An 18664-nucleotide genomic window follows, 5' to 3' on the forward strand; every position below is an offset into this window, starting at 1 on the left:
GGTGCTCATCCTGCTGCCGCCCTCGGAGGGGAAGGCCGACGCCGGCACCGGCCGCCGCCTGGACCTGTCCCGGCTGTCCCTGCCCGAGCTGAACCCGGCCCGCGAGGAGGTGCTGACCGCGCTCGTCGCGCTCTGCGACGGGCCGGACGAGGCGGCGGCCCGGGCCGTGCTGGGGCTCAGCGAGGGTCAGCGCGACGAGCTGCGGCGCAACGTCCGGCTGGCCCGGGCCGCGACCGCGCCGGCCGCCCACATCTACACCGGCGTGCTCTACGAGGCGCTGGACCTGGGCTCCCTGCCGCCGGCCGCCCAGCGGGCCGCCCGCCGGTCGGTGCTGATCAGCTCCGGGCTGTGGGGCGCCGTACGACTCACCGACCGCATTCCGCCCTACCGCTGCCCGATCGGGGTGAAGCTGCCCGGCCCGGGTGGGCTGTCGGCGTACTGGCGTCGGGCCCTCGCGCCGGCGCTGGCGGCCGCGGCCGGTGAGCGCGCGGTGCTCGACCTGCGCTCCGGCGCGTACGCGGCGACGTGGACCCCCCGCGGCGAGCTGGCGGATCGGACCGTGACCGTGCGGGTGCTCCACGAGCGGGAGGTCGACGGCGTGCCCGTCCGCTCGGTGGTCAGCCACTTCAACAAGGCGACCAAGGGCCGCCTGGTCCGGGACCTGCTGCTGGCCGGCGCCCGGCCCCGCACCGCCGAGCAGGTGATCGCGGCGCTGCGCGACCTGAAGTACACGGTGGTGGAGCAGCCGGTGCCGGCGGGCCGGCCGCGCCAGGCGGACGTGGTCGTCACCGAGCTCTGAGCCACCCGCAAGATTTCCTCAAGCCTGGGCCGCACCCGTTCCGTCACGGCCACCCAGCGTTCACGGTAGGGAGACCACGACTCCGACAAGGGAGCATCTCCGTTGGCCAGTGAACCCGCAGTGCTCGACCGGCGCCCACCGCTGTCCCTACCGTCACCACCGCTGGACTGGTTGACACTGGCCGACGCGTTCGAGGCCGCCTGCCTGCTGCGGTGCATGCCGCCGCCGGCGGGTGTCCGGCCGGCGCGGGCGGCGGTCGCGTACCCGGCGCCGGTCGTGGAGTTCAACCGGGAGGACGCCGCCCAGCGGATGCGGCAGCTCCTGGACCGGGTGGGCATCCCGGTCGGGCACGAGCTGGCCGTGGGGGGCCTTCGCCGCCGCTACGAGCTGCACCGGCTGCGGGTGCCCCACGAGCACCGGGTCGACTACGCGCGGCTGATGGCGGTGGGCTGGCGGCAGGGGCGCCGGGAGCTGTTCACCCCGTCGGTGCCCGGCGCGTCCACGGCCCGCCGGATCTGGGTGCCCCGGCTGGCCGAGGCGGCCTGGCGTTCGGCGCTGCTCGCCGGTGGGCGGCACGTCCGCCGGCACATCCTGGGCGTCCGGCTCACCGACCGGGAGCTCGCCGCCGTGCTGATCCGCAGCGCCGCGCTGCTCGGCGTGCCGGCGCAGCTGCGGCCGGGGACCGGATGTTTCCTGGTCAGCGTGGCGAAAGGCCCGGACCGGGACCGGATCCTGGATCGCACCACCCTGGCCCCCGCCCGGGCCGCCGGCCCGGCCTGACCGCGACGGCGCCGCGTCGGCGTGGTCGGCCGGGCCGGATCCCGCGTCAGCGCGCGGCGAGCGCCTGCTCGGCGTACGTCCAGAGGCGGTCGGCGGCGGCCACGTCCAGGGCGTGGGCGGCGACCCCGCCGGTGGCCTCCGGGCCGCCGACGACGACCTCGGCCTCCTGGTTGTCGTCGAAGTACCGGCCGGTGACCCCCTCGACCAGCGGCGACGCGGCCAGTAGCACGCTGGTCGACGCGCCCTGCGCGGGCGTCTTGTAGTACTCCAGGTCGATCCGGTTGCCCGCCTCGTCCAGGACCCCGAACGCGCGGAGCGTCTCGTCGTCCATGTGCCGCTGCAGGTTCGTGTTGATGTAGCCGGGGTTGAGGGCGTTTGCGGTGACGCCGTCGGCGGCCCAGCGCCGGGCGATGCCCACGGCGAGCAGGACGTCGGCGGTCTTCGACCGACCATAGGCGGACCACGGGTCGTACGGCTGCCGCTCGAACTGCGGGTCGTCGAAGTCGAACGCCTCCCGCAGGTGCGCGCCGGAGCTGACGACCACCACCCGGGCGGTGCCGGCGGCGCGCAGGTTGTCGTGCAGCCCGAGGGCGAGCGCGAAGTGACCGAGGTAGTTGGTGGCGAGCTGGAGCTCCCAGCCCATCGGGCTGAGCTGGCGGGTCGGCAGGGCCATGATCCCGGCGTTGGCGACCAGCGCGTGCAGGGGCCCGTCCCAGCCGGCGACGAAGGCGTCGACGGAGGAGAGGTCGGCCAGGTCGAGGGTGGCGGCGCGTACCCGCTCGGGGAACTCGGCCACCAGGGCGTCGGCGCTGGACATGGTGCGGACGGCCACCGTGACGTCGGCGCCGGCCCCGGCCAGGGCGCGGACGGTCTCCGCGCCGATGCCGGAGGCGCCGCCGGTGACGATCATCCGCCGACCGGTGAGGTCAACCCCGTCGACGATCTCGGCGGCGGTGGTGCGGGCGGTGAACGGGGTGCGGAGCGGGGTCTGTGCTGTCATGACATCCACGCTACGAACGACCGCCCTGGACTGTCTGTAGTCTGGAATCCATCACTCTTTAGCCGGCGTCCAGCAGGAGCGTTCATGGATCCCTTGGAGGACGTACTCGCCCTCGTCGGCGCCACCAGCAGCCTCTCCACCGCCATGGCGGCCGGTGGTCGGTGGGCGGTCCGGTTCGGCCCACCGGCCGGCGTCAAATTCAACGCCGTACGCCGGGGCGGCTGCGTGCTGCGGGTCGACGGCGTGACCGAGCCGGTGACCCTCGCCGAGGGCGACTGTTTCCTGCTCACCCAACCCCGGTGCTTCACCCTCGCCAGCGACCTCGACACACCGCCGGAACCGGCCGGGCCGATCTTCTCCGCCGCCGTCGACGGTGTCGCCCGCGCCGGCACGGGCGAGGACGTGTTCCTCATCGGCGGCGCGTTCTCCTTCACCGAACGGGGCCGCGCCCTGCTGCTCGACGGTCTGCCGCCGGTCATCCACGTGCCCGCCGCGACCCCCGAGGCCGGCACCGTCCGGTGGGCCGTCGAGCAGATCGACGCCGAGCTGCGGGCGCAGCCGCTCGGCGGCCGGCTGGTGGCCGAGCACCTCGCCCTGGTCATGCTGATCCGGATCCTGCGCCTGCACCTCGCCCGCGACGGCGGCTCCGGCTGGCTGGCCGGGCTGGCCGACCCGGTGCTCGCCCCCGTGCTGCGGGCGCTGCACGCCCACCCCGACCGCCCCTGGACGGTGGCGGAGCTGGCCCGGGTCGCCTCGGTGTCCCGGTCCACGCTGGCCGCCCGCTTCAAGGAGGTCGTCGACCGAGGGCCCCTGGAGTACCTCACCGGCTGGCGGATCGAGCTGGCCGCCGAGCGGATCCGGCGCAGCGACGACACCATGGCCAGCATCGCCCGCGCGGTCGGATACGGCTCGGAGAGCGCGCTGAGCGTCGCGTTCAAACGCACCACCGGCCTGTCGCCGCGCGCCTACCGCAGCCGGGCACGGCGGTGACCCCGCCCCCGCCGCCCGCCCACCACCGACCGGATCGGGCGGAAGATCAAGCCGCACGGGCCGCCCACCACGGGAGCAACGGGGGTTGCGTCGGTCCGGTCCCGGGCGCAGAGTGCAGCCGATGAGTCGCACCCGGCCCGGGCTCCGCGCCCTGCCCGCCGCCCTGCTGGCGGCGCTGCTGGTCGCGGGCGTCGGCCTGGCCGGATGCCGGGAGACGCCCGCGGAACCGATACGCATCCGCATCGCCACGGGCAGCCCGACCGCCGTCTACCACGCCTTCGGGGAGTCCCTGGCCGCGATCCTCAACCGGGAACTGCCCGGGGTGCGGGCCAGCGTGGTGGTCACCCCCGCGTCGGCGGAGAACGTCCGGCTGGTGGCCTCGGGCGAGGCCGAGCTCGGCTTCACCCAGGCCGACGTGCTGCCCGCCGGGCCCGACGCCGACCCGCGGGTGGCCGCGGTGGCCCGCGTGTACGACGACCAGCTGCACCTGGTCAGCTTCGGTGGCGGTCCGGTGCACACCGTCGCCGACCTGCGCGGCCGTCGGGTGTCCGTGGGCGCGGCCGGGTCCGGCACCGAGATCACCGCCACCCGCCTGCTCGACGTGGCCGGGCTCGGCGGCGACGGCGTACGCCGGGCGCGCCTCAACCTGGACGACTCGGTGACCGCACTGCGGTCCGGCCGGATCGACGCGTTCTTCTTCTCCGGCGGGCTGCCGGTGCGCGGCATCGCCGACCTGGCCCAGGGCTCCCCGACCCGCATCGTCGACCTCGGTGAGTGGACCGAGCCGTTGCGGGCGCGCTACGGCGAGGTCTACGTCTCGCGGGACATCCCCCGGTCGGTCTACGGCGTCGGCCCGGTCACCACCGTCGCCGACCCGAACTTCCTGATCGTCCGGGCGGACCTGCCGGATCGGGTGGTCCGGGACGTGACGCGGCTGCTGATGGAGCGCCGGTCCGAGTTGGCGGCGGCGCACCCGGCGGCCGGGCGGATAAGCCCTCGGTCGGCGATCGCCACCTCGCCGCTACCGCTGCATCCGGGCGCCGCCGCCTGGTATCGCGCGGCGAAGCCCTGACCTGGGCCGCGCCGGTCAGCCGGCGCCGGCCGGCAGCCGGTCGACGGCCGGCGGAGCAGCCTCTTCGCCGGCGTCGCCCGGCTCCTCGGCGGGGCCGGGGAACCAGAGGCCGGCGACCAGACCGCGGGGCTTCCCCGTCCGCATGGTGAGCCGCCCGCCCGACGCGTCCACGAGCACGGCGGCGATGGTCAGCCCCAGCCCGGCGCCGTCGACGTTCTGCACGTCCGGGGCGCGCCAGAACCGCTCGGTCGCCTGGCCCAGCTGGCTCTCGGTCATCCCGGGACCGGTGTCCCGCACCTCGACGACCACTCCGCCGTCGCGGCGCGCCACGGTCACGGTGACCTCCCCGCCGGGCCCGCTGAACTTGACCGCGTTGTCGATGAGCGCGTCGAGCGCCTGGTCGACGGCGGTCGGCACGGTCCGCGCGTACGCCGGCACGGCCGTCGTGGCCAGCCGCAGCGCCACCGACCGGTGCCGGGCCAGGGGCATCCAGGCGGCGACCCGGGACGCGGCGACCTCGGCCGCGTCGACGGTGACCCGCTCGTTCTCCTGGCGTTCCGCGCGGGCCAGCGTGAGCAGCGCGTCGAGCACCAGCGCCAGCCGGTCGGTCTCCTCCAGGGCGAGGCGGTGCTCGGCCCGCCCCTGCGGGTCGGTCAGGCTGGGCCCCAGCTCCTCCACGCGCAGCCGCAGCGCCGTCAGCGGGTTGCGCAGCTGATGGCTGGCGTGTGCCACGAAGGCCCGCTGCCGGTCCATCACGTCGGACACGACGTCGGCCATGTTGTTGAAGCTGGCGGCGAGTCGGCGCAGCTCGGGCGGGCCGAGCCGGTGCTGCACCCGGGCACCGCGGTCGCCCTCGGCGATCTCGTGGGTGACCGCGTCCAGCTCGGTGACCGGCCGCAGCACCCAGCCGGCCAGACCGAACGCGAGCACCACGCAGGCCACCACGGCGAGCGTCCCGATCCCGGCGAGCAGGGCCCACCAGGCGCCGACCGTACCTCGCAGGTCCTCGGTGGGGGTCACCGTGACGACCGCCCCGAGCACCTCGCCGCCGTCGTTGATCGGCACCGCCACCACCACCCGGCCGACCTCCCACGGCCAGACCGACTCCGGGCCGCTGGACTGCTGACCGGCCAGGGCGGTGTCGAGCGCCTCGGCGGCGCCGACGGCGGTGCGCCAACTCGGGGAGGCGACGACCGTGCGGCGGTCCCGGTCCACCACCGCCGCGCCGATGCCGTAGAGCTCGTCGTAGCTGCGCAGCTCGGTGTCGAGCGGGCCCGGAACGCCGCCGCGCAGCGCGGGCCCGGCGAGCGAGGCGAACCGGGTGGCGTCGGCGAGCCGGTCGGCCCGCACCCGGTCGGTCTCCCGGGTGGCGAGGGTGAGCGCGAGCGGCGTCTCCAGCGCGATGAGGACCAGCACCATCAGCAGGAGGTAGCTGATCACCAGCCGACGGCGCACCCGACGGCCCTCACTCGCCGCGCAGCCGGTAGCCGACCCCGCGTACGGTCTCCACCAGGCCGGGGTCGCCGAGCTTGCCGCGCAGCGACCCGACGTGCACCTCGACGGTGTGCCGGTCGGTCCAGGTGGTGCCCCAGGCGTCCAGCAGGATCCGTTCCCGAGGCACCGCCACCCCCGGCTGGCGGGCCAGGGAGAGCAGGACGTCGAACTCCTTGCGGGTCAGCGTCACGGCCCGCCCGCCGACGCTGACCGTGCGCGCGGAGACGTCGATCCGGACCACACCCGCCTCGATCAGGCTCCGCTCGGGCACCGCGTGCGCGGCGCGGCGGAGCACCGCCTCGATCCGGGCCTGCAACTCCACCATCGAGAACGGCTTCACCACGTAGTCGTCCGCGCCGAGCCGCAGGCCGAGCACCCGGTCCCGCTCCTCGCCCCGGGCGGTGACCGCGATGATGCCGAGCTGACCGCTGCGCCGGCGCAGCTCCCGGCACAGGTCGGTGCCGTCGCCGTCGGGCAGGGTCAGGTCGAGCAGGACGAGGTCGCACGGTGCGGCGGAGAGCGCGGCGGCGACGGTGGCGGCGTGCTCCACCTCGTAGCCGCGCCGGGTCAGCGCGGACGACAGCGCGGCGGCCACCCGGCGGTCGTCCTCGACCAGCAGGATCCGCACCCGTGCCCCCATCCGTCGAACTGTCGTCCTGGAATGGTGGCAGAAGCGCGGCCCGGGCGGGAGAGCCGACCCGTCCGGATCCCGGCGGTCACCGCGACCGCCGGACCTCGGGCCGCCCCTCGGCGGGCGGCGTCAGAGCCCGAAGACGTCGTCGGACGTCGCGTCGCGTACGCCGTCGGTGAAGCCACGGAAGGCCGGGTCCCCGTGGGTGGCCGGGACGCTGGTGGCGTTCTCGCCGGTGGCCTGGGTGACCGCGTCGACCAGCGGCCCGAAGTCGATCTCGGAGTCGCCGATGCTGTCGTCGTCCCCCTCGGCCAGGTTGATCACGTACTGCACCTCGTCGGAGGAGGTGTCCGGGTCCTCGGCCCAGTCGCCGCCGGCCTGGTAGCACTCGTCGTACAGCGCGCGCTGGCTGTCGGTCCAGTCGTCGTCGTAGTTCGCCATCGCCCATCCCTCCGCGACCTGCTCCACCTGTGAGCATGCCCGCCCGGTACGGACGACCGGGGCGGTACCGCGAAACGGCGGCCGGCGTCGGCCGTGGCCGGGCCGGTACGGCGGCGACCCGTACGCTGGCCGGGTGATCTACAAACTGCTGCCGACCACGGAGTGGAACGACGCGCGGGCGGCCGGACACCTGGTCGGCTCGGCGGTGGATCGGCAGGACGGCTTCATCCACCTCTCCGGCCCCGACCAGGTGGTGGAGACCGCGCGGCGACACTTCGCCGGGGCGACCGGCCTCACGCTGCTCACCGTCGACCCGGACCGGCTCGGCGATCGGCTGCGCTGGGAGCCGTCGCGCGGCGGTGCGCTCTTCCCGCACCTGTACGGCCCGCTGCCGGTCGACGCGGTGGTCGCCGCCGAGGCGCTGCCGGTCGACGCCCCGGCCGCCGAGGCGGTGGCCGCCCTGCTGGGCTGACCACCGCCGGCACGCCGGTCAGCGGCAGAGCCGCCCGATCTCCTCCTGGAAGCGGTCCATCGGGTTCGCCTCGGCCGGGCCGAGCAGGTAGGTCTTCAGCTCCCGCCGCGCCTCGGTCATCGGGTCGTCCCCGGCGCGGGTCACCGCGACGATCTTCTCCAGCTCACCGCAGTCCCGGGCGAGCAGGTAGGCGGCCCGCGACGTCGGGTACTCGCGGCGGAACTCGTCCTCCGGCAGCCCGCCCGGGTTGGCCACCACGTACGGCCGCTGGCTCTGCACGAAGTCCGAGACCACGCTCGACACGTCGCTGATGAGCAGGTCGGTCTGGTTGAAGCAGTCGAACAGCGCCGGCACGCGGCCGGTCACCACCAGGTGCCGGGTGCCGTCGAGTGAGGACGCGTCGCCGTCGCCGCCGGCGGCGCGGATCCGCTCCACGATCCGCTCGTGCACCGCCTTGGCCTGCTTGGACCGGGAGCCGGTGAGCGGGTGCGGCTTGTAGATGAGCCGGACCCCCGGCGTGACGGCCAGCAGCCCCTTGACGATCCGCTCGCCCATCAGCACCAGCGAGGTGTGGTAGGGGTCGTCGTCGAGCCAGCCCTCCCAGGTGGGGGCGTAGAGCACGGTGAACGGCCGGTCGATCGACTCGGCGCCGAAGGTGTGCACACCGGCCAGCTGCGGGCGTCCGATCTCGACGATGTCGGAGTCGAGCACCCCGACGCCGGCGCGGGCGTACCGCTCCCGCCCGGCGAGACCGGCGACCCAGACCTCGTCGTACACCTTGCTGTAGGGGTTGACGCTCGCCTGCTTGTCGCTGTCGCCGTGGCCCACGAAGACGTGCTTCGTCCCCGGCTCGCGGAGCATGTGGATGTTCGCGCCGACGTTCGCCGCGTAGAGGGCGACCCGGATGCTGCTCAGTTCGAGGTTCATGAAGTCCACACCGGCGGGTACGCAGATCACCGGCAGGCGGGTGTCGGCCAGTTCGAGGAACGCCTCGCGGCTGCGCATCAGCACCACGGCCCGCTGCCGCAGCGCCTCGGTCGGGGCGAGCCACATGTTGGCCTGGTAGACGTCCTTGGCCGGGCCGGCGAAGTAGAGCGCCACCTCGGGGCGGTGGCCGTCCAGCCAGCGCTGCACGGCGGGCAGCAGCGGACCCTGTCCGCTGCCCCGGCCACGCAGCCAGGTCACCGCGACGATCGCGCCGACCACGGCCGTCGCGGCGAGCGCCACCGCGCCGGCGACGAGGAACGGGGTCACGTCGTCCTGCACCGCGGCGGCCACGGCGGCCGGCACCAGCAGGAGGTTCAGCAGCGGCATCCGCTCACCGGCGACGGCGGCGGCCCACGCCGGCGGCTGCGGGGCGGACTTCAGCGGACCGAGGTCGATGTTGCGCACCATCGCGGAGAGCGGGTTGCGCCGCTCGATCATGGTGGAGAGCGCGCCCGAGAAGATCGAGATCACCCAGACTGCGGCGGGCAGCGCGAGCAGCAGCGTCAGGTCGGTCCCGCCGAGCACCACCTCCGCGGCGACCAGCAGCACGGCCGCGAGGTCCCGGGTCAGCTGCCGGTACGACCAGAGCAGGCCGACCTTCTCCAGCAGCAGCGCCGACGCCGGTGACCAGCGGGCGAGCGCGAACTCGCCGATGACCGCGGCCAGCCCGGCCACGGCGAAGACGGCGACCCAACCCAGGGCACCCGAGACGAGCATGACCAGGTAGGCCAGTACGAGCAGCGCGCCCCGGGCGGCCACTCCGATCCGTCCTGTCAACGTGCCGAACAACGAGAACGCTCCCTACGAGAGTGACGAGGGGCCCGGCCCGGATCCATCGCGAGCCGTCAGCAGGTGACTGCGACCTTAACGCGAAGGGACAGCCGGGCGCCGCTCGGGTATCCCGCCCCATACCGGTCAAAGCCGCACGCCGCCGCACCGTCGCCGAAGCGGTGGCGGGCTCAGCCGTCCCGGCGGAAGCAGGTCACCGCACCCGGTGCCTTCCGGTGGGCGAACTCGGTGTAGCCGAGCTGCGGCGCCAACTCCCGGGCGTACGTGTTGCCCGAGTAGACGCAGATGGTCCCGACGTCCAACCGTTGCAGGGCCGGGGCGAGCTGGTCGCGGCCGGGCTGCTCCTTCCCGTCGGCCCACCCGGTCAGCAGCAGGCGGTCCTTGGCGAAGTCGGAGTTCAGGTCGTACTCGATGAGGTAGAAGTCCCGGGGCAGGACGACCCGGACCCGACTGGTGACGATCAGCGACGTCCGCATGATCACCCCGGGCGCGAGGACCAGGCCGTCCGGCCGGTCGAGGTCCTTGATCCAGAAGGCGATCCGCTGCCGCTGCTGCGGCAGCTTCCAGGTGGGCCGGTCATGCACCTCCACCCAGCTCTGCGCCGACCACATGGGGGTGGCGAACACCGCGAACGAGGCGACCATCGCGACGGCGACGCCGGCGCTCACCGCCCGCCGCACCAGCGGCTTCGGCGAGGGCACGTTGACCGTGCACAGCAGGCCGATCAGCGTCGGCAACGCGAGCAGCCACGGCACCCGCCACAGCACCACGGAGATACCGCTCGCGGCGCTCAGCGCCTGCAGCACACCGGGGACGAACAGCACGCTGAGGGCGAGGGTGCCGCCGGCCGCGAGCAGCGCCGGGGTGCGCCGGCGGGCCAGCAGCGGGCCGCACCAGAGCGCCAGACCGCTGATCACCCCGACCACACCGAAGAGCAGCGTGCGCCGGTAGGTCTGCCCGGCGTCGAAGAAGACGTCGTCGGCGCCGGCGGCGGCCCCGGTCTGGAGCACCAGCTGGGAGACGATCACCGAACCGACCGGGTAGAACACGGCGGCGGCGCCCGCGATCAGGGCGTCCTTCCAACGGCCGACCAGCAGCATGGCGAACGCCGCGGCGCCGGCCAGCATCGGCAGGATGATCGCGGCGGTGGTGGTGAGGCCGACCGCGGTGATCGACAGGGCGGCCACCAGGATCAGGGAGCGCCGCGACCGGGTGTCGAACCACTTGGTCAGGTAGAGCCACATCAGCGGGATGACCGCCGAGACGAACATGCCCTTACCCTCGTAGAGCCGGGGCAGGTGGAAGGTGCCGAGCGCGGCGTCGTCACCGGCGACGAGGTACAGGTAGGCGACGGCCACCGTGAAGGCGAGCAGCGCGCGGCGCGGCGCCCACCGGTGCACCAGCCGCCAGAGGGCGAGCACCGCGATCACGGCCATGATCGGCAGCAGCACGTACCAGGTGGCCGAGGCGGCGTGGATGCCGAACACCCGGGCGAGCGCGCCCGCGAACACCTCGATCGAGGCGATCGGCGGCTGGGAGCCCATCGCCGGCGCGACGTTCTCGGTGAACAGGAAGTCCCGCAGGGGGACCAGGTCCCGCTCCGCCACCCAGACCGACCGGCCCACGTAGTAGACGTCGTCGGGCGTGTTGCGGGCCAGGAAGAACGACGAGATGCCGACCAGCACCGACACGACCAGCGCGTACCCCGACTGGACGGCGGTCGGTGCGGGCACGGCGGGCACCGGCTGCGGGGTGGCCAGCCACGCGCGACGCAGCAGCAGCATGCCGCCGACCGCGGCGACCGCCCCGGCGACCGCGGGGATCCACCAGATCGCGCCGGTGCCGTCGGCCGCCCCGCTGGCTGCGATCCCGGCGCTGACCGCGGCGACGACCGCGGCCGCGAGCACCACGACCAGGCCGCGGCGCGGAAGGGCGGCGGGCGTGGCGGCTCCGGCGTCGGCCCGCGGCTCGTCGGTCGCCGCCCGCAGCCGCCGACGGGCGCGCACCCCGGCCACGACGGCGAGCGCGACGCAGCCGGCGAGCCAGATCTTGAAGGTCACCGACGGGGCGAGCCGGACGGCGAACGCCGCGTGGTAAAGCACCGTCCAGAGCGCGAACGCCAGCACGGCGGCGTCCGTGATCAGGGCCGGCGCCACCGCGATCAGCGCGCCGAGCCGGCCGGACCGGACCGGACGGGGCCGGTCGTCCGCGACGTCGGGCGTCGCGGGGTCGGGGGACGGCGCGACGGCGACGGTGGCGTGGTCGACGTTCGACACGGGGAGTCCTTGTCGTTGTGCGGGTGAGGGCGGCGGTGGCGCACGGTGGGCGGCGTCGGTGGCTCCGCTCCGACCTGGCTAAGGAGAGTAGCGGCTGGCACCCGCCCGCCGGGGTCCGGCGGACGGGGGTGTCGCGGGTCGTCTGGTCATCCGGCGACGGGCCTGGCCCGGGGGTGGGGCACCTCCCGCTCCGCGCCGAGGCCGGCCACGACCGACTCCACCAGGGCGTCCAGGTAGCTGTCGGTCAGCGGCAGCCGGGCGATCGCCAGCCGCCAGTAGAGCGGGCCGATGATGAGGTCGATCGCCGCGTCGGGGTCGCTGTCGGGCGGAAGTTCGCCCCGCTCGACGGCCAGCCGGATCAGCCGGCCGCCGATGTCCTGCTGGCGGGCCCGCAGCACCTGCTGGAGGGTCTGGTCGATGGTCGGGTTGCGGGCGGCCTCGGCGAGCAGGTCGGGAATGATCTGCGAGGCCAGCGGGTGGCGCAGCGCGTGCGCCACGACCTGGAACAGCAGCGTGAGGTCGCCCCGGAGGCTGCCGGTGTCCAGCGCCGGCAGCTTGCCGTGCGCGGCGGCGGCGACGATCTCCAGCACCAGGTCCAGCTTCGAACTCCACCGCCGGTAGATCGCGGTCTTGCTCACCCCCGCCCGGCGGGCCACCGCCTCGATGGAGAGCCGGCCGTAGCCGACGGCGGCCAACTCCTGCATCAACGCGCGGCGGATGGCCGTGGTGATGTCGTCACGGAGCACCGCCGCACCGGCCGGTGGGCGTCTCTTCTCGGTCGTCACCTGGGGCTCTTTCCGCACGTCACGGCGACCAGGGTAGCGCAACGACGATACGGTTGCGTCCCGACGTGTTTCGGACTAGTGTCCACGCAGCGACGAGGCGGCGCTCCCCCGCACCGGCCACGTCCGGATCATCCTCGCGCGCATCCCGTTGATTCGAAAGATCGGAGCGCCACATCCCATGGCCAACACGGCGCTGGCCGACCCCGACTCCGGCCTCACCCAGGCGCAGCTGGCCGCCCGCTACGGACTGCGGGTAGCCGACCAGCCGCCGTCCCTGGCGGAGTACAGCCGGCGGCTCTGGCACTACCGGCACTTCATCGCCACGTACGCGAACGCGAAGCTGGTCGCCTCGTTCAGCAACGCCCGGCTCGGGCAGCTGTGGCAGGTGCTCACCCCGCTGACCAACGCGGCGGTCTACTACCTGATCTTCGGTCTGGTGCTGGAGCAGAGGAGCATCCCGAACTTCATCGCGTACCTCTGCACCGGGTTGTTCATCTTCAACTTCACCCAGACCGCCGTGCAGAACGGGACCACGGCGATCAGCGGCAACCTCGGGCTGATCCGCGCGCTGCACTTCCCCCGGGCCTGCCTGCCGCTCGCGGTCACGGTCACCCAGTTCCAGCAGCTGCTCGGCTCGATGGTGGTGCTGATCGCGATCGTGCTGGTGACCGGCGAGCCGATCTCCTTCGCGTGGCTGATCCTGGTGCCGGCGGTGCTGCTCCAGACGGTCTTCAACGCCGGGGTCACCATGATGGTGGCCCGGATGGGCGCGAAGGTCTCCGACCTGCGGCAGGTCATCCCGTTCGTGATGCGCGCCTGGATGTACGGCTCGGGCGTGCTCTACAGCGTCACCCTCTTCGAGGACAACCTGCCCGGCTGGGCCAGCCGGCTGGTCGAGTTCAACCCGATGCTGGTCTACATCGAGCTGGCCCGGGTGGCGCTGCTGGAGGAGGCGCCGGTGCTCAACTCCTCCCTGCTCCAGCTCTGGCTGGTCGCGGTGGGTTGGGCGATCGTGATGGGCGTCGGGGGTTTCGTCTACTTCTGGCGCGGCGAACAGGAGTACGGCCGTGGTTGACCAGTTCGAGGCGTCGAACGACGCGACCCTGACGCTGACGCCGGCGCAGGAGCGGATCCCCACCGTGGTGGTGGACGACGCGCACGTCATCTACCGGGTGCACAAGGGCGCCGGCGGCGGCACCAGCCCGGTGGCGGCGCTGCGCCGGATCGTCACCCGCACCTCCGCACCGGAGGTGCGGGAGGTGCACGCGGTCAAGGGCGTCACCTTCACCGCGTACCGGGGCGAGGCGATCGGCCTCATCGGCAGCAACGGGTCGGGCAAGTCGACCCTGCTGCGGGCGATCGCCGGCCTGCTGCCGGTGAACCGCGGCGCCGTGTACACACAGGGCCAGCCCTCGCTGCTCGGGGTCAACGCCGCGCTGCTCAACGACCTCTCCGGCGAGCGCAACGTGACCCTGGGCTGCCTCGCGATGGGCATGACCCCGGCCGAGGTGCAGCGGGAGGCCCCGGGCATCATCGAGTTCTCCGGGATCAACGAGCGGGGTGACTTCGCCTCGCTGCCGATGCGGACGTACTCGTCGGGCATGGCCGCCCGGCTGCGCTTCTCCATCGCGGCGGCGAAGAAGCACGACGTGCTGCTGATCGACGAGGCGCTGGCCACCGGCGACAAGGGCTTCCGCAAGCGCAGCGAACAGCGGGTACGCGAGCTGCGGGAGAGCGCTGGCACGGTGTTCCTGGTCAGCCACCAGCTCTCCTCCGTACGCGACACTTGTGAACGGACGATCTGGCTGGAATCGGGCGTCCTGCGGATGGACGGCCCGACCGACGAGGTGATCCGCGCGTACGAGGCGTACGCCAACAGCAAGTGACCTGACGGCGGGTCGGACGCATCGACACGGATGTCGTCCGGCCCGCCGCCGACGTTGGGGTGGGCGGCGGCGCGCGTTAAGGTTCATCCGGTCGCCGCCTGGGCGGAACCTCTTGTTCACGCACCCCCGGAAGTGAGGATCGGCAATGACGCAGGACCACACCACTGGCCCGGACGCCGCACCGGAGAACCCGGCGCCGTGGCGGCCGTCCCGCACAGTGGCGGTGGTGCTGGCCGGCGGCACCGGCACCCGGCTGGGCCTCGGCATCCCGAAGCAGCTGCTCAAGATCGCCGGTAAGCCGATCATCGAGCACACCCTGGCCGTCTTCGAGGCCGCGCCGGAGATCGACGAGATCATCGTGCTGATGGCCCCCGGTCACGTCGCCGACGCCCGGCAGATCGTCGAAAAGGCCGGCTTCCGCAAGGTCACCAAGGTCATCGAGGGCGGCGACACGCGCAACGCCACCACCCGCATCGCCCTGGACGCCGTCGGCCCGGAGGACTGCAACATCCTCTTCCACGACGCGGTGCGTCCCCTGGTCAGCAGCCGGATCGTCCGGGAGTGCGTGAACGCGCTCTGGACCTACTCCGCCGTCGACGTGGCCATCCCCTCGGCGGACACGATCATCCAGGTGGACGAGAACGACTGCATCACCGACATCCCGGTGCGCTCCTCGCTGCGCCGGGGGCAGACCCCGCAGGCGTTCCGGTCCGGCACCATCCGCGAGGCGTACCGGCACGCCGAGGGTGACCCGAACTTCGCCGCCACCGACGACTGTGGCGTGGTGCTGCGCTACCTCCCCCACACGCCGATCAAGGTGATCGACGGGTCGGACGAGAACATCAAGGTCACCCACCCGGTCGACGTGCACCTCGCCGACAAGCTCTTCCAGCTCGCCGCCGCGCAGCCGCCCCGGCTGGCCGACCACCGCAGCTACCGCGAGGAGCTGACGGGGCGGACGATGGTGATCTTCGGCGGCAGCTACGGCATCGGCCACGACCTGGCGGAGCTGGCCTCCCGCTACGGCGCCCAGGTCTTCCCGTTCAGCCGCAGCAGCACCGGCACCCACGTCGAGCGTCCGGAGGACGTCGAGGCGGCCCTGAAGACCGCCTTCGAGGCGACCGGCCGCATCGACCACGTGGTGGTGACCGCCGGCATCCTGGAGCGGGGCGCCCTGGCGGAGATGGACGAGGAGACGATGGACCGCCTCCTCCAGGTCAACTTCGTGGGACCGGTGACGGTGGCCCGGCAGGCCCTGCCGTACCTCCAGCAGACCAGGGGGCAGCTGCTGCTCTACACCTCCAGCTCCTACACCCGGGGCCGCGCCCGTTACGCGCTCTACTCGGCCACCAAGGCCGCGCTGGTCAACCTCACCCAGGCCCTCGCCGACGAGTGGGCCGAGGACGGCGTCCGGGTCAACTGCATCAACCCGGAGCGGACGGCCACCCCGATGCGCACCCGCGCCTTCGGTGAGGAGCCGGAGCACACCCTGCTCTCGGCCGAGGCGGTGGCCCAGGCCTCGCTGGACGTCCTGATCTCCGAGCTGACCGGTCAGGTCATCGACGTACGCCGGGCGCCGGGTGAGGCCGCGCAGGCCGTGCCGACGCAGACGACGTCGACCGACGCCGCCCCCGCGGTCGTCGGCTGACCGCCCGACACCTGCGGCCGGGACGGCGGTGAACGGAGCGACATGCGTGGTGACCTGGTCCGGAAACTGATCGCACGGTGCCTGAGCACCGGGCTGGCCGTGCTGGCCTTCCTCGTCGTCGCGCTGACCGGCGCGACCGGCTGGGGGTTGGGGCTCGTCGTGGCCGCGCTCGCCGCGACCGCCGCGGAGCGGCGGGTCCGCCCGGGCGCCGACACCACGGCCGAGACGACCCTGATCGCGGCCGCCGTCCTGGTCGGCTACGCGCGGCGGTCCGACGGCGGGTTCGACCCCGCGCTTGCCGCCACCGCACTGGTGCTGCTGGGGCTGGTGCTCCTGGTCGGGCCGCTGCGCCAGGCGGGCAACCTGGAGATCCGGGCGGCGAACCTGCCGGTGCGGTCGTGGACGCCGCTGGTCGCCACGCACCTGGGCGACGCGTTGCTCGGGCTGCTCGCCGTCGTGGCGGTGGCCGCCGCGGCGACCCTGCCCGCCGTGGTCGCCCTGGTGGTCGCGCTGCTGGTCGCCGCCGGCGCCGGCGCGGTCGCCCTGGACCTCGCCCGGCGCCGCTTCCGGCCGGCGGCCGGCGGCGGCCCGGTGAGCCGGGCGCTGCGCCGGCACCAGCCGGAGTTCCTGCTCCACTTCTCCGCCCCGCCCGGTTCCGAGTACCAGGTCACCATGTGGCTGCCCTACCTGGAGCGGATCGGCCGGCCGTTCCTGGTGCTGGTGCGCGAGCCGGAGTTCCTGGCGCCGATCGCCGCGGCCACGACCGCTCCGGTGGTCTACTGCCCGGCCCTGCGCGCGATGGACGAGGTGCTCGTACCGAGCCTCAAGGTGGCGTTCTACGTCAACCACGGCGCGAAGAACAGCCACTGCATCCGCTTCACGCAGCTGACCCACGTGCAGCTGCACCACGGCGACAGCGACAAGGCGCCCAGCGCCAACCCGGTCTCCGGCATCTTCGACCGGATCTTCGTCGCCGGCCAGGCGGCCATCGACCGGTACGCCCGCGCCGGAGTGAGCATCCCGGCGGAGAAGTTCGTGGTGGTGGGCCGCCCGCAGGTCGAGTCGATCGACGTACGCCCCGAGCCGCTGCCCGCCGACGCGCCGCGCACGGTCCTGTACACGCCGACCTGGACGGGGCACCACGCGGACGCGGACTACTGCTCGCTGCCGGTGGCCGAGCCGCTGCTGCGGCGGCTGCTCGACCGGGGTGCGACGGTCATCCTGCGCGCCCACCCCTACACCACGCAGAACCCGGCGTCGGCCCGGCAGCTGGGCCGGCTCACCGAGCTGCTGGCCGCGGACCGGGCACGCACCGGCCGGCCGCACCTGTGGGGTGCCGCCGCGAGCCGGGACCTGAGCCTGGTGGAGTGCGTCAACCGCTCCGACGCGCTGGTCTCCGACGTCTCCGGCGTCATCTCCGACTACCTCTACTCCGGCAAGCCGTTCGCGGTGACCGACATGGCCGACGAGGGCGACCGGTTCCGGGAGCTGTTCCCGCTGGCCGGCGCCGGTTACGTGCTGCGGCGGGACATGGCGAACGTCGACGACGTGCTCGACCGGCTGCTCGGCGACGACCCGCTGGCGCCGGAGCGCTGGGCGACCCGCCGCCGCTACCTGGGCGACTTCCCGGCCGACTCGTACGCCGACGCGTTCCTCGACGCGGCCCGCCGCGAGCTGGAGTCGGGGTGGAACCCGCCGGCGCCGCGGGTCGGGCCGCCGGTGGAGCCGGCGCCGCTCTCCCCCACCGCCTGAACCGACCACCACCTGAACCGGCCGCCGGTCTGAACCGACCGCCGGCCGGCGACGCGCCGCTCTCCCCGGCGGTCCGGGGCGAGCGGCGCTGCCGTGCTCAGCGGTACGCGTCGGCGAGCGCCAGCACCGCCTGCGGGTCCTCGACGTGGGCGTTGTGCCCGAGCCCGGGCAGCGTGACCACCGGCGCGCCCAGCTCGGCGAGCTGCGCGTCGGTGACCATCGGGTCGTGCTCGCCGCGGGCCAGCAGCACCGGCACGTCGGTGGCGGCGAGCAGCGCCGGCAGGGCCGGGTCGCCCACCGCGAACGCGCCCGGGTCCATGGCCAGCCGCCACCGCCCGCCCTCAGCGCGCAGGCCCGCGTCCACCACCGCGTGGTCGGGGTCGACCAGCCCGGTCAGGCCGGAGACCCGCAGGTAGCGCGGGCCGCCTCCTCGCGGGTGGCGAACCAGGTGACCGGCCGTTCGGCCAGCTCGGCCGCCTTCGCCAGCTCGGCGGGTGACCACACCGCCTTGATCCCGAGGCCGATGACCGCGGCCACCGGCAGACCGCCGGCCCGCGCCGCCAGGGCCAGCCCGACCACCCCGCCCAGGGAGTGGCCCAGCACCACGAGTCGCTCGCCGGAACCGAGGCCCGCCGCCGCACGCCCGCCGGAGCCGAGACCCGCCGCGACCCGCTCGGCCAGACCGGCGAACGAGTATGCCGGCAGCGGCGGAGAGGCGCCGTGCCCGGCGAGATCCGGAGCGAGCCAGCGGCCCGGCCAGCGTTCTTCGAGCAGCGGGGCCCACGGCAGCCAGACGTCACCGCTCGCGCCCATGCCGTGCAGCAGCAGGAGGACCGACCGCCCACCGGAGTCATCGACCATG

The 18664-nt window shown here is 74.0% G+C and carries 18 protein-coding genes; 9 read left to right on the forward strand and 9 right to left on the reverse strand.

From position 1 onward, the window contains the following. Position 1: 1 nt before the first annotated feature. Together yaaA and ACIBTV_RS13725 are read left to right on the forward strand one after the other, a co-directional pair. Positions 2-799: a peroxide stress protein YaaA gene (gene yaaA, locus ACIBTV_RS13720; RefSeq protein WP_396704623.1), complete on the forward strand. Its 798-nt coding sequence runs from the start codon at positions 2-4 to the stop codon at positions 797-799. Between the two features lie 102 nt (positions 800-901). Continuing rightward, the gene (locus tag ACIBTV_RS13725; protein ID WP_396704625.1) at positions 902-1579 is read left to right on the forward strand and encodes a hypothetical protein; all 678 of its coding nucleotides are present in this window, start codon (positions 902-904) and stop codon (positions 1577-1579) included. A gap of 46 nt (positions 1580-1625) precedes the next feature. On the opposite strand, the gene ACIBTV_RS13730 is transcribed toward ACIBTV_RS13725, so the two are convergent. Next, a complete protein-coding gene (locus ACIBTV_RS13730) occupies positions 1626-2579 on the reverse strand; it encodes an SDR family NAD(P)-dependent oxidoreductase (RefSeq protein WP_396704627.1) in 954 nt (317 codons plus the stop codon). An 84-nt stretch (positions 2580-2663) separates the two neighbouring features. On the opposite strand from ACIBTV_RS13730, the gene ACIBTV_RS13735 reads away from it, so the two are divergent. Both ACIBTV_RS13735 and ACIBTV_RS13740 read left to right on the forward strand, forming a co-directional pair. Continuing rightward, positions 2664-3569: a cupin domain-containing protein gene (locus ACIBTV_RS13735; protein WP_396704629.1), complete on the forward strand. Its 906-nt coding sequence runs from the start codon at positions 2664-2666 to the stop codon at positions 3567-3569. A 121-nt stretch (positions 3570-3690) separates the two neighbouring features. Next, on the forward strand, positions 3691-4641 hold the full coding sequence (locus ACIBTV_RS13740) for a TAXI family TRAP transporter solute-binding subunit (RefSeq protein ID WP_396704631.1): 951 nt from the start codon (positions 3691-3693) through the stop codon (positions 4639-4641). A 15-nt stretch (positions 4642-4656) separates the two neighbouring features. Here ACIBTV_RS13740 and ACIBTV_RS13745 read toward each other — a convergent pair whose 3' ends face one another. From ACIBTV_RS13745 to ACIBTV_RS13755, 3 genes are all read right to left on the reverse strand, one after another. Next, entirely contained in the window at positions 4657-6096 is a 1440-nt protein-coding gene (locus ACIBTV_RS13745; RefSeq protein WP_396704633.1) for an ATP-binding protein, read from the reverse strand. Positions 6097-6106: 10 nt separating this feature from the next. Then, the gene (locus ACIBTV_RS13750) at positions 6107-6775 is read right to left on the reverse strand and encodes a response regulator transcription factor (protein WP_396704635.1); all 669 of its coding nucleotides are present in this window, start codon (positions 6773-6775) and stop codon (positions 6107-6109) included. Between the two features lie 120 nt (positions 6776-6895). Then, complete coding sequence (locus tag ACIBTV_RS13755) at positions 6896-7207, reverse strand: hypothetical protein (protein WP_396704637.1); 312 nt, start codon at positions 7205-7207, stop codon at positions 6896-6898. Positions 7208-7340: 133 nt separating this feature from the next. On the opposite strand from ACIBTV_RS13755, the gene ACIBTV_RS13760 reads away from it, so the two are divergent. Continuing rightward, on the forward strand, positions 7341-7679 hold the full coding sequence (locus ACIBTV_RS13760) for a DUF952 domain-containing protein (RefSeq protein ID WP_396704639.1): 339 nt from the start codon (positions 7341-7343) through the stop codon (positions 7677-7679). Between the two features lie 18 nt (positions 7680-7697). Here the strand turns inward: ACIBTV_RS13760 and ACIBTV_RS13765 are convergent, their stop codons facing one another. From ACIBTV_RS13765 to ACIBTV_RS13775, 3 genes are all read right to left on the reverse strand, one after another. After that, the gene (locus ACIBTV_RS13765; protein WP_396704640.1) at positions 7698-9455 is read right to left on the reverse strand and encodes a CDP-glycerol glycerophosphotransferase family protein; all 1758 of its coding nucleotides are present in this window, start codon (positions 9453-9455) and stop codon (positions 7698-7700) included. Between the two features lie 170 nt (positions 9456-9625). Beyond that, positions 9626-11731: a DUF6077 domain-containing protein gene (locus tag ACIBTV_RS13770; protein ID WP_396704642.1), complete on the reverse strand. Its 2106-nt coding sequence runs from the start codon at positions 11729-11731 to the stop codon at positions 9626-9628. Positions 11732-11877: 146 nt separating this feature from the next. Further along, entirely contained in the window at positions 11878-12477 is a 600-nt protein-coding gene (locus ACIBTV_RS13775) for a TetR/AcrR family transcriptional regulator (protein ID WP_396704909.1), read from the reverse strand. A gap of 217 nt (positions 12478-12694) precedes the next feature. Between ACIBTV_RS13775 and ACIBTV_RS13780 the strand changes: the two genes are divergently transcribed. From ACIBTV_RS13780 to ACIBTV_RS13795, 4 genes are all read left to right on the forward strand, one after another. Next, positions 12695-13591 carry an ABC transporter permease gene (locus ACIBTV_RS13780; RefSeq protein ID WP_396704644.1) on the forward strand — a complete coding sequence of 299 codons (897 nt, stop codon included), beginning with the start codon at positions 12695-12697 and terminating at the stop codon, positions 13589-13591. After that, complete coding sequence (locus ACIBTV_RS13785) at positions 13584-14402, forward strand: ABC transporter ATP-binding protein (protein WP_396704646.1); 819 nt, start codon at positions 13584-13586, stop codon at positions 14400-14402. Before ACIBTV_RS13780 ends, ACIBTV_RS13785 begins: the two co-directional genes overlap by 8 nt. Before the next feature lie 145 nt (positions 14403-14547). Then, a complete protein-coding gene (locus tag ACIBTV_RS13790) occupies positions 14548-16050 on the forward strand; it encodes a D-ribitol-5-phosphate cytidylyltransferase (protein WP_396704648.1) in 1503 nt (500 codons plus the stop codon). Positions 16051-16092: 42 nt separating this feature from the next. Further along, the gene (locus ACIBTV_RS13795) at positions 16093-17802 is read left to right on the forward strand and encodes a CDP-glycerol glycerophosphotransferase family protein (protein WP_396704650.1); all 1710 of its coding nucleotides are present in this window, start codon (positions 16093-16095) and stop codon (positions 17800-17802) included. A 97-nt stretch (positions 17803-17899) separates the two neighbouring features. Here the strand turns inward: ACIBTV_RS13795 and ACIBTV_RS13800 are convergent, their stop codons facing one another. Both ACIBTV_RS13800 and ACIBTV_RS13805 read right to left on the reverse strand, forming a co-directional pair. Further along, positions 17900-18166, reverse strand: a complete 267-nt coding sequence (locus ACIBTV_RS13800) for an alpha/beta fold hydrolase (protein ID WP_396704652.1) — start codon at positions 18164-18166, stop codon at positions 17900-17902. Between the two features lie 29 nt (positions 18167-18195). Further along, on the reverse strand, positions 18196-18663 hold the full coding sequence (locus ACIBTV_RS13805; RefSeq protein WP_396704654.1) for an alpha/beta fold hydrolase: 468 nt from the start codon (positions 18661-18663) through the stop codon (positions 18196-18198). Between the last annotated feature and the right edge of the window lies 1 nt (position 18664).

This window comes from Micromonospora sp. NPDC049366 (assembly GCF_044466625.1).
Classification (GTDB): domain Bacteria; phylum Actinomycetota; class Actinomycetes; order Mycobacteriales; family Micromonosporaceae; genus Micromonospora.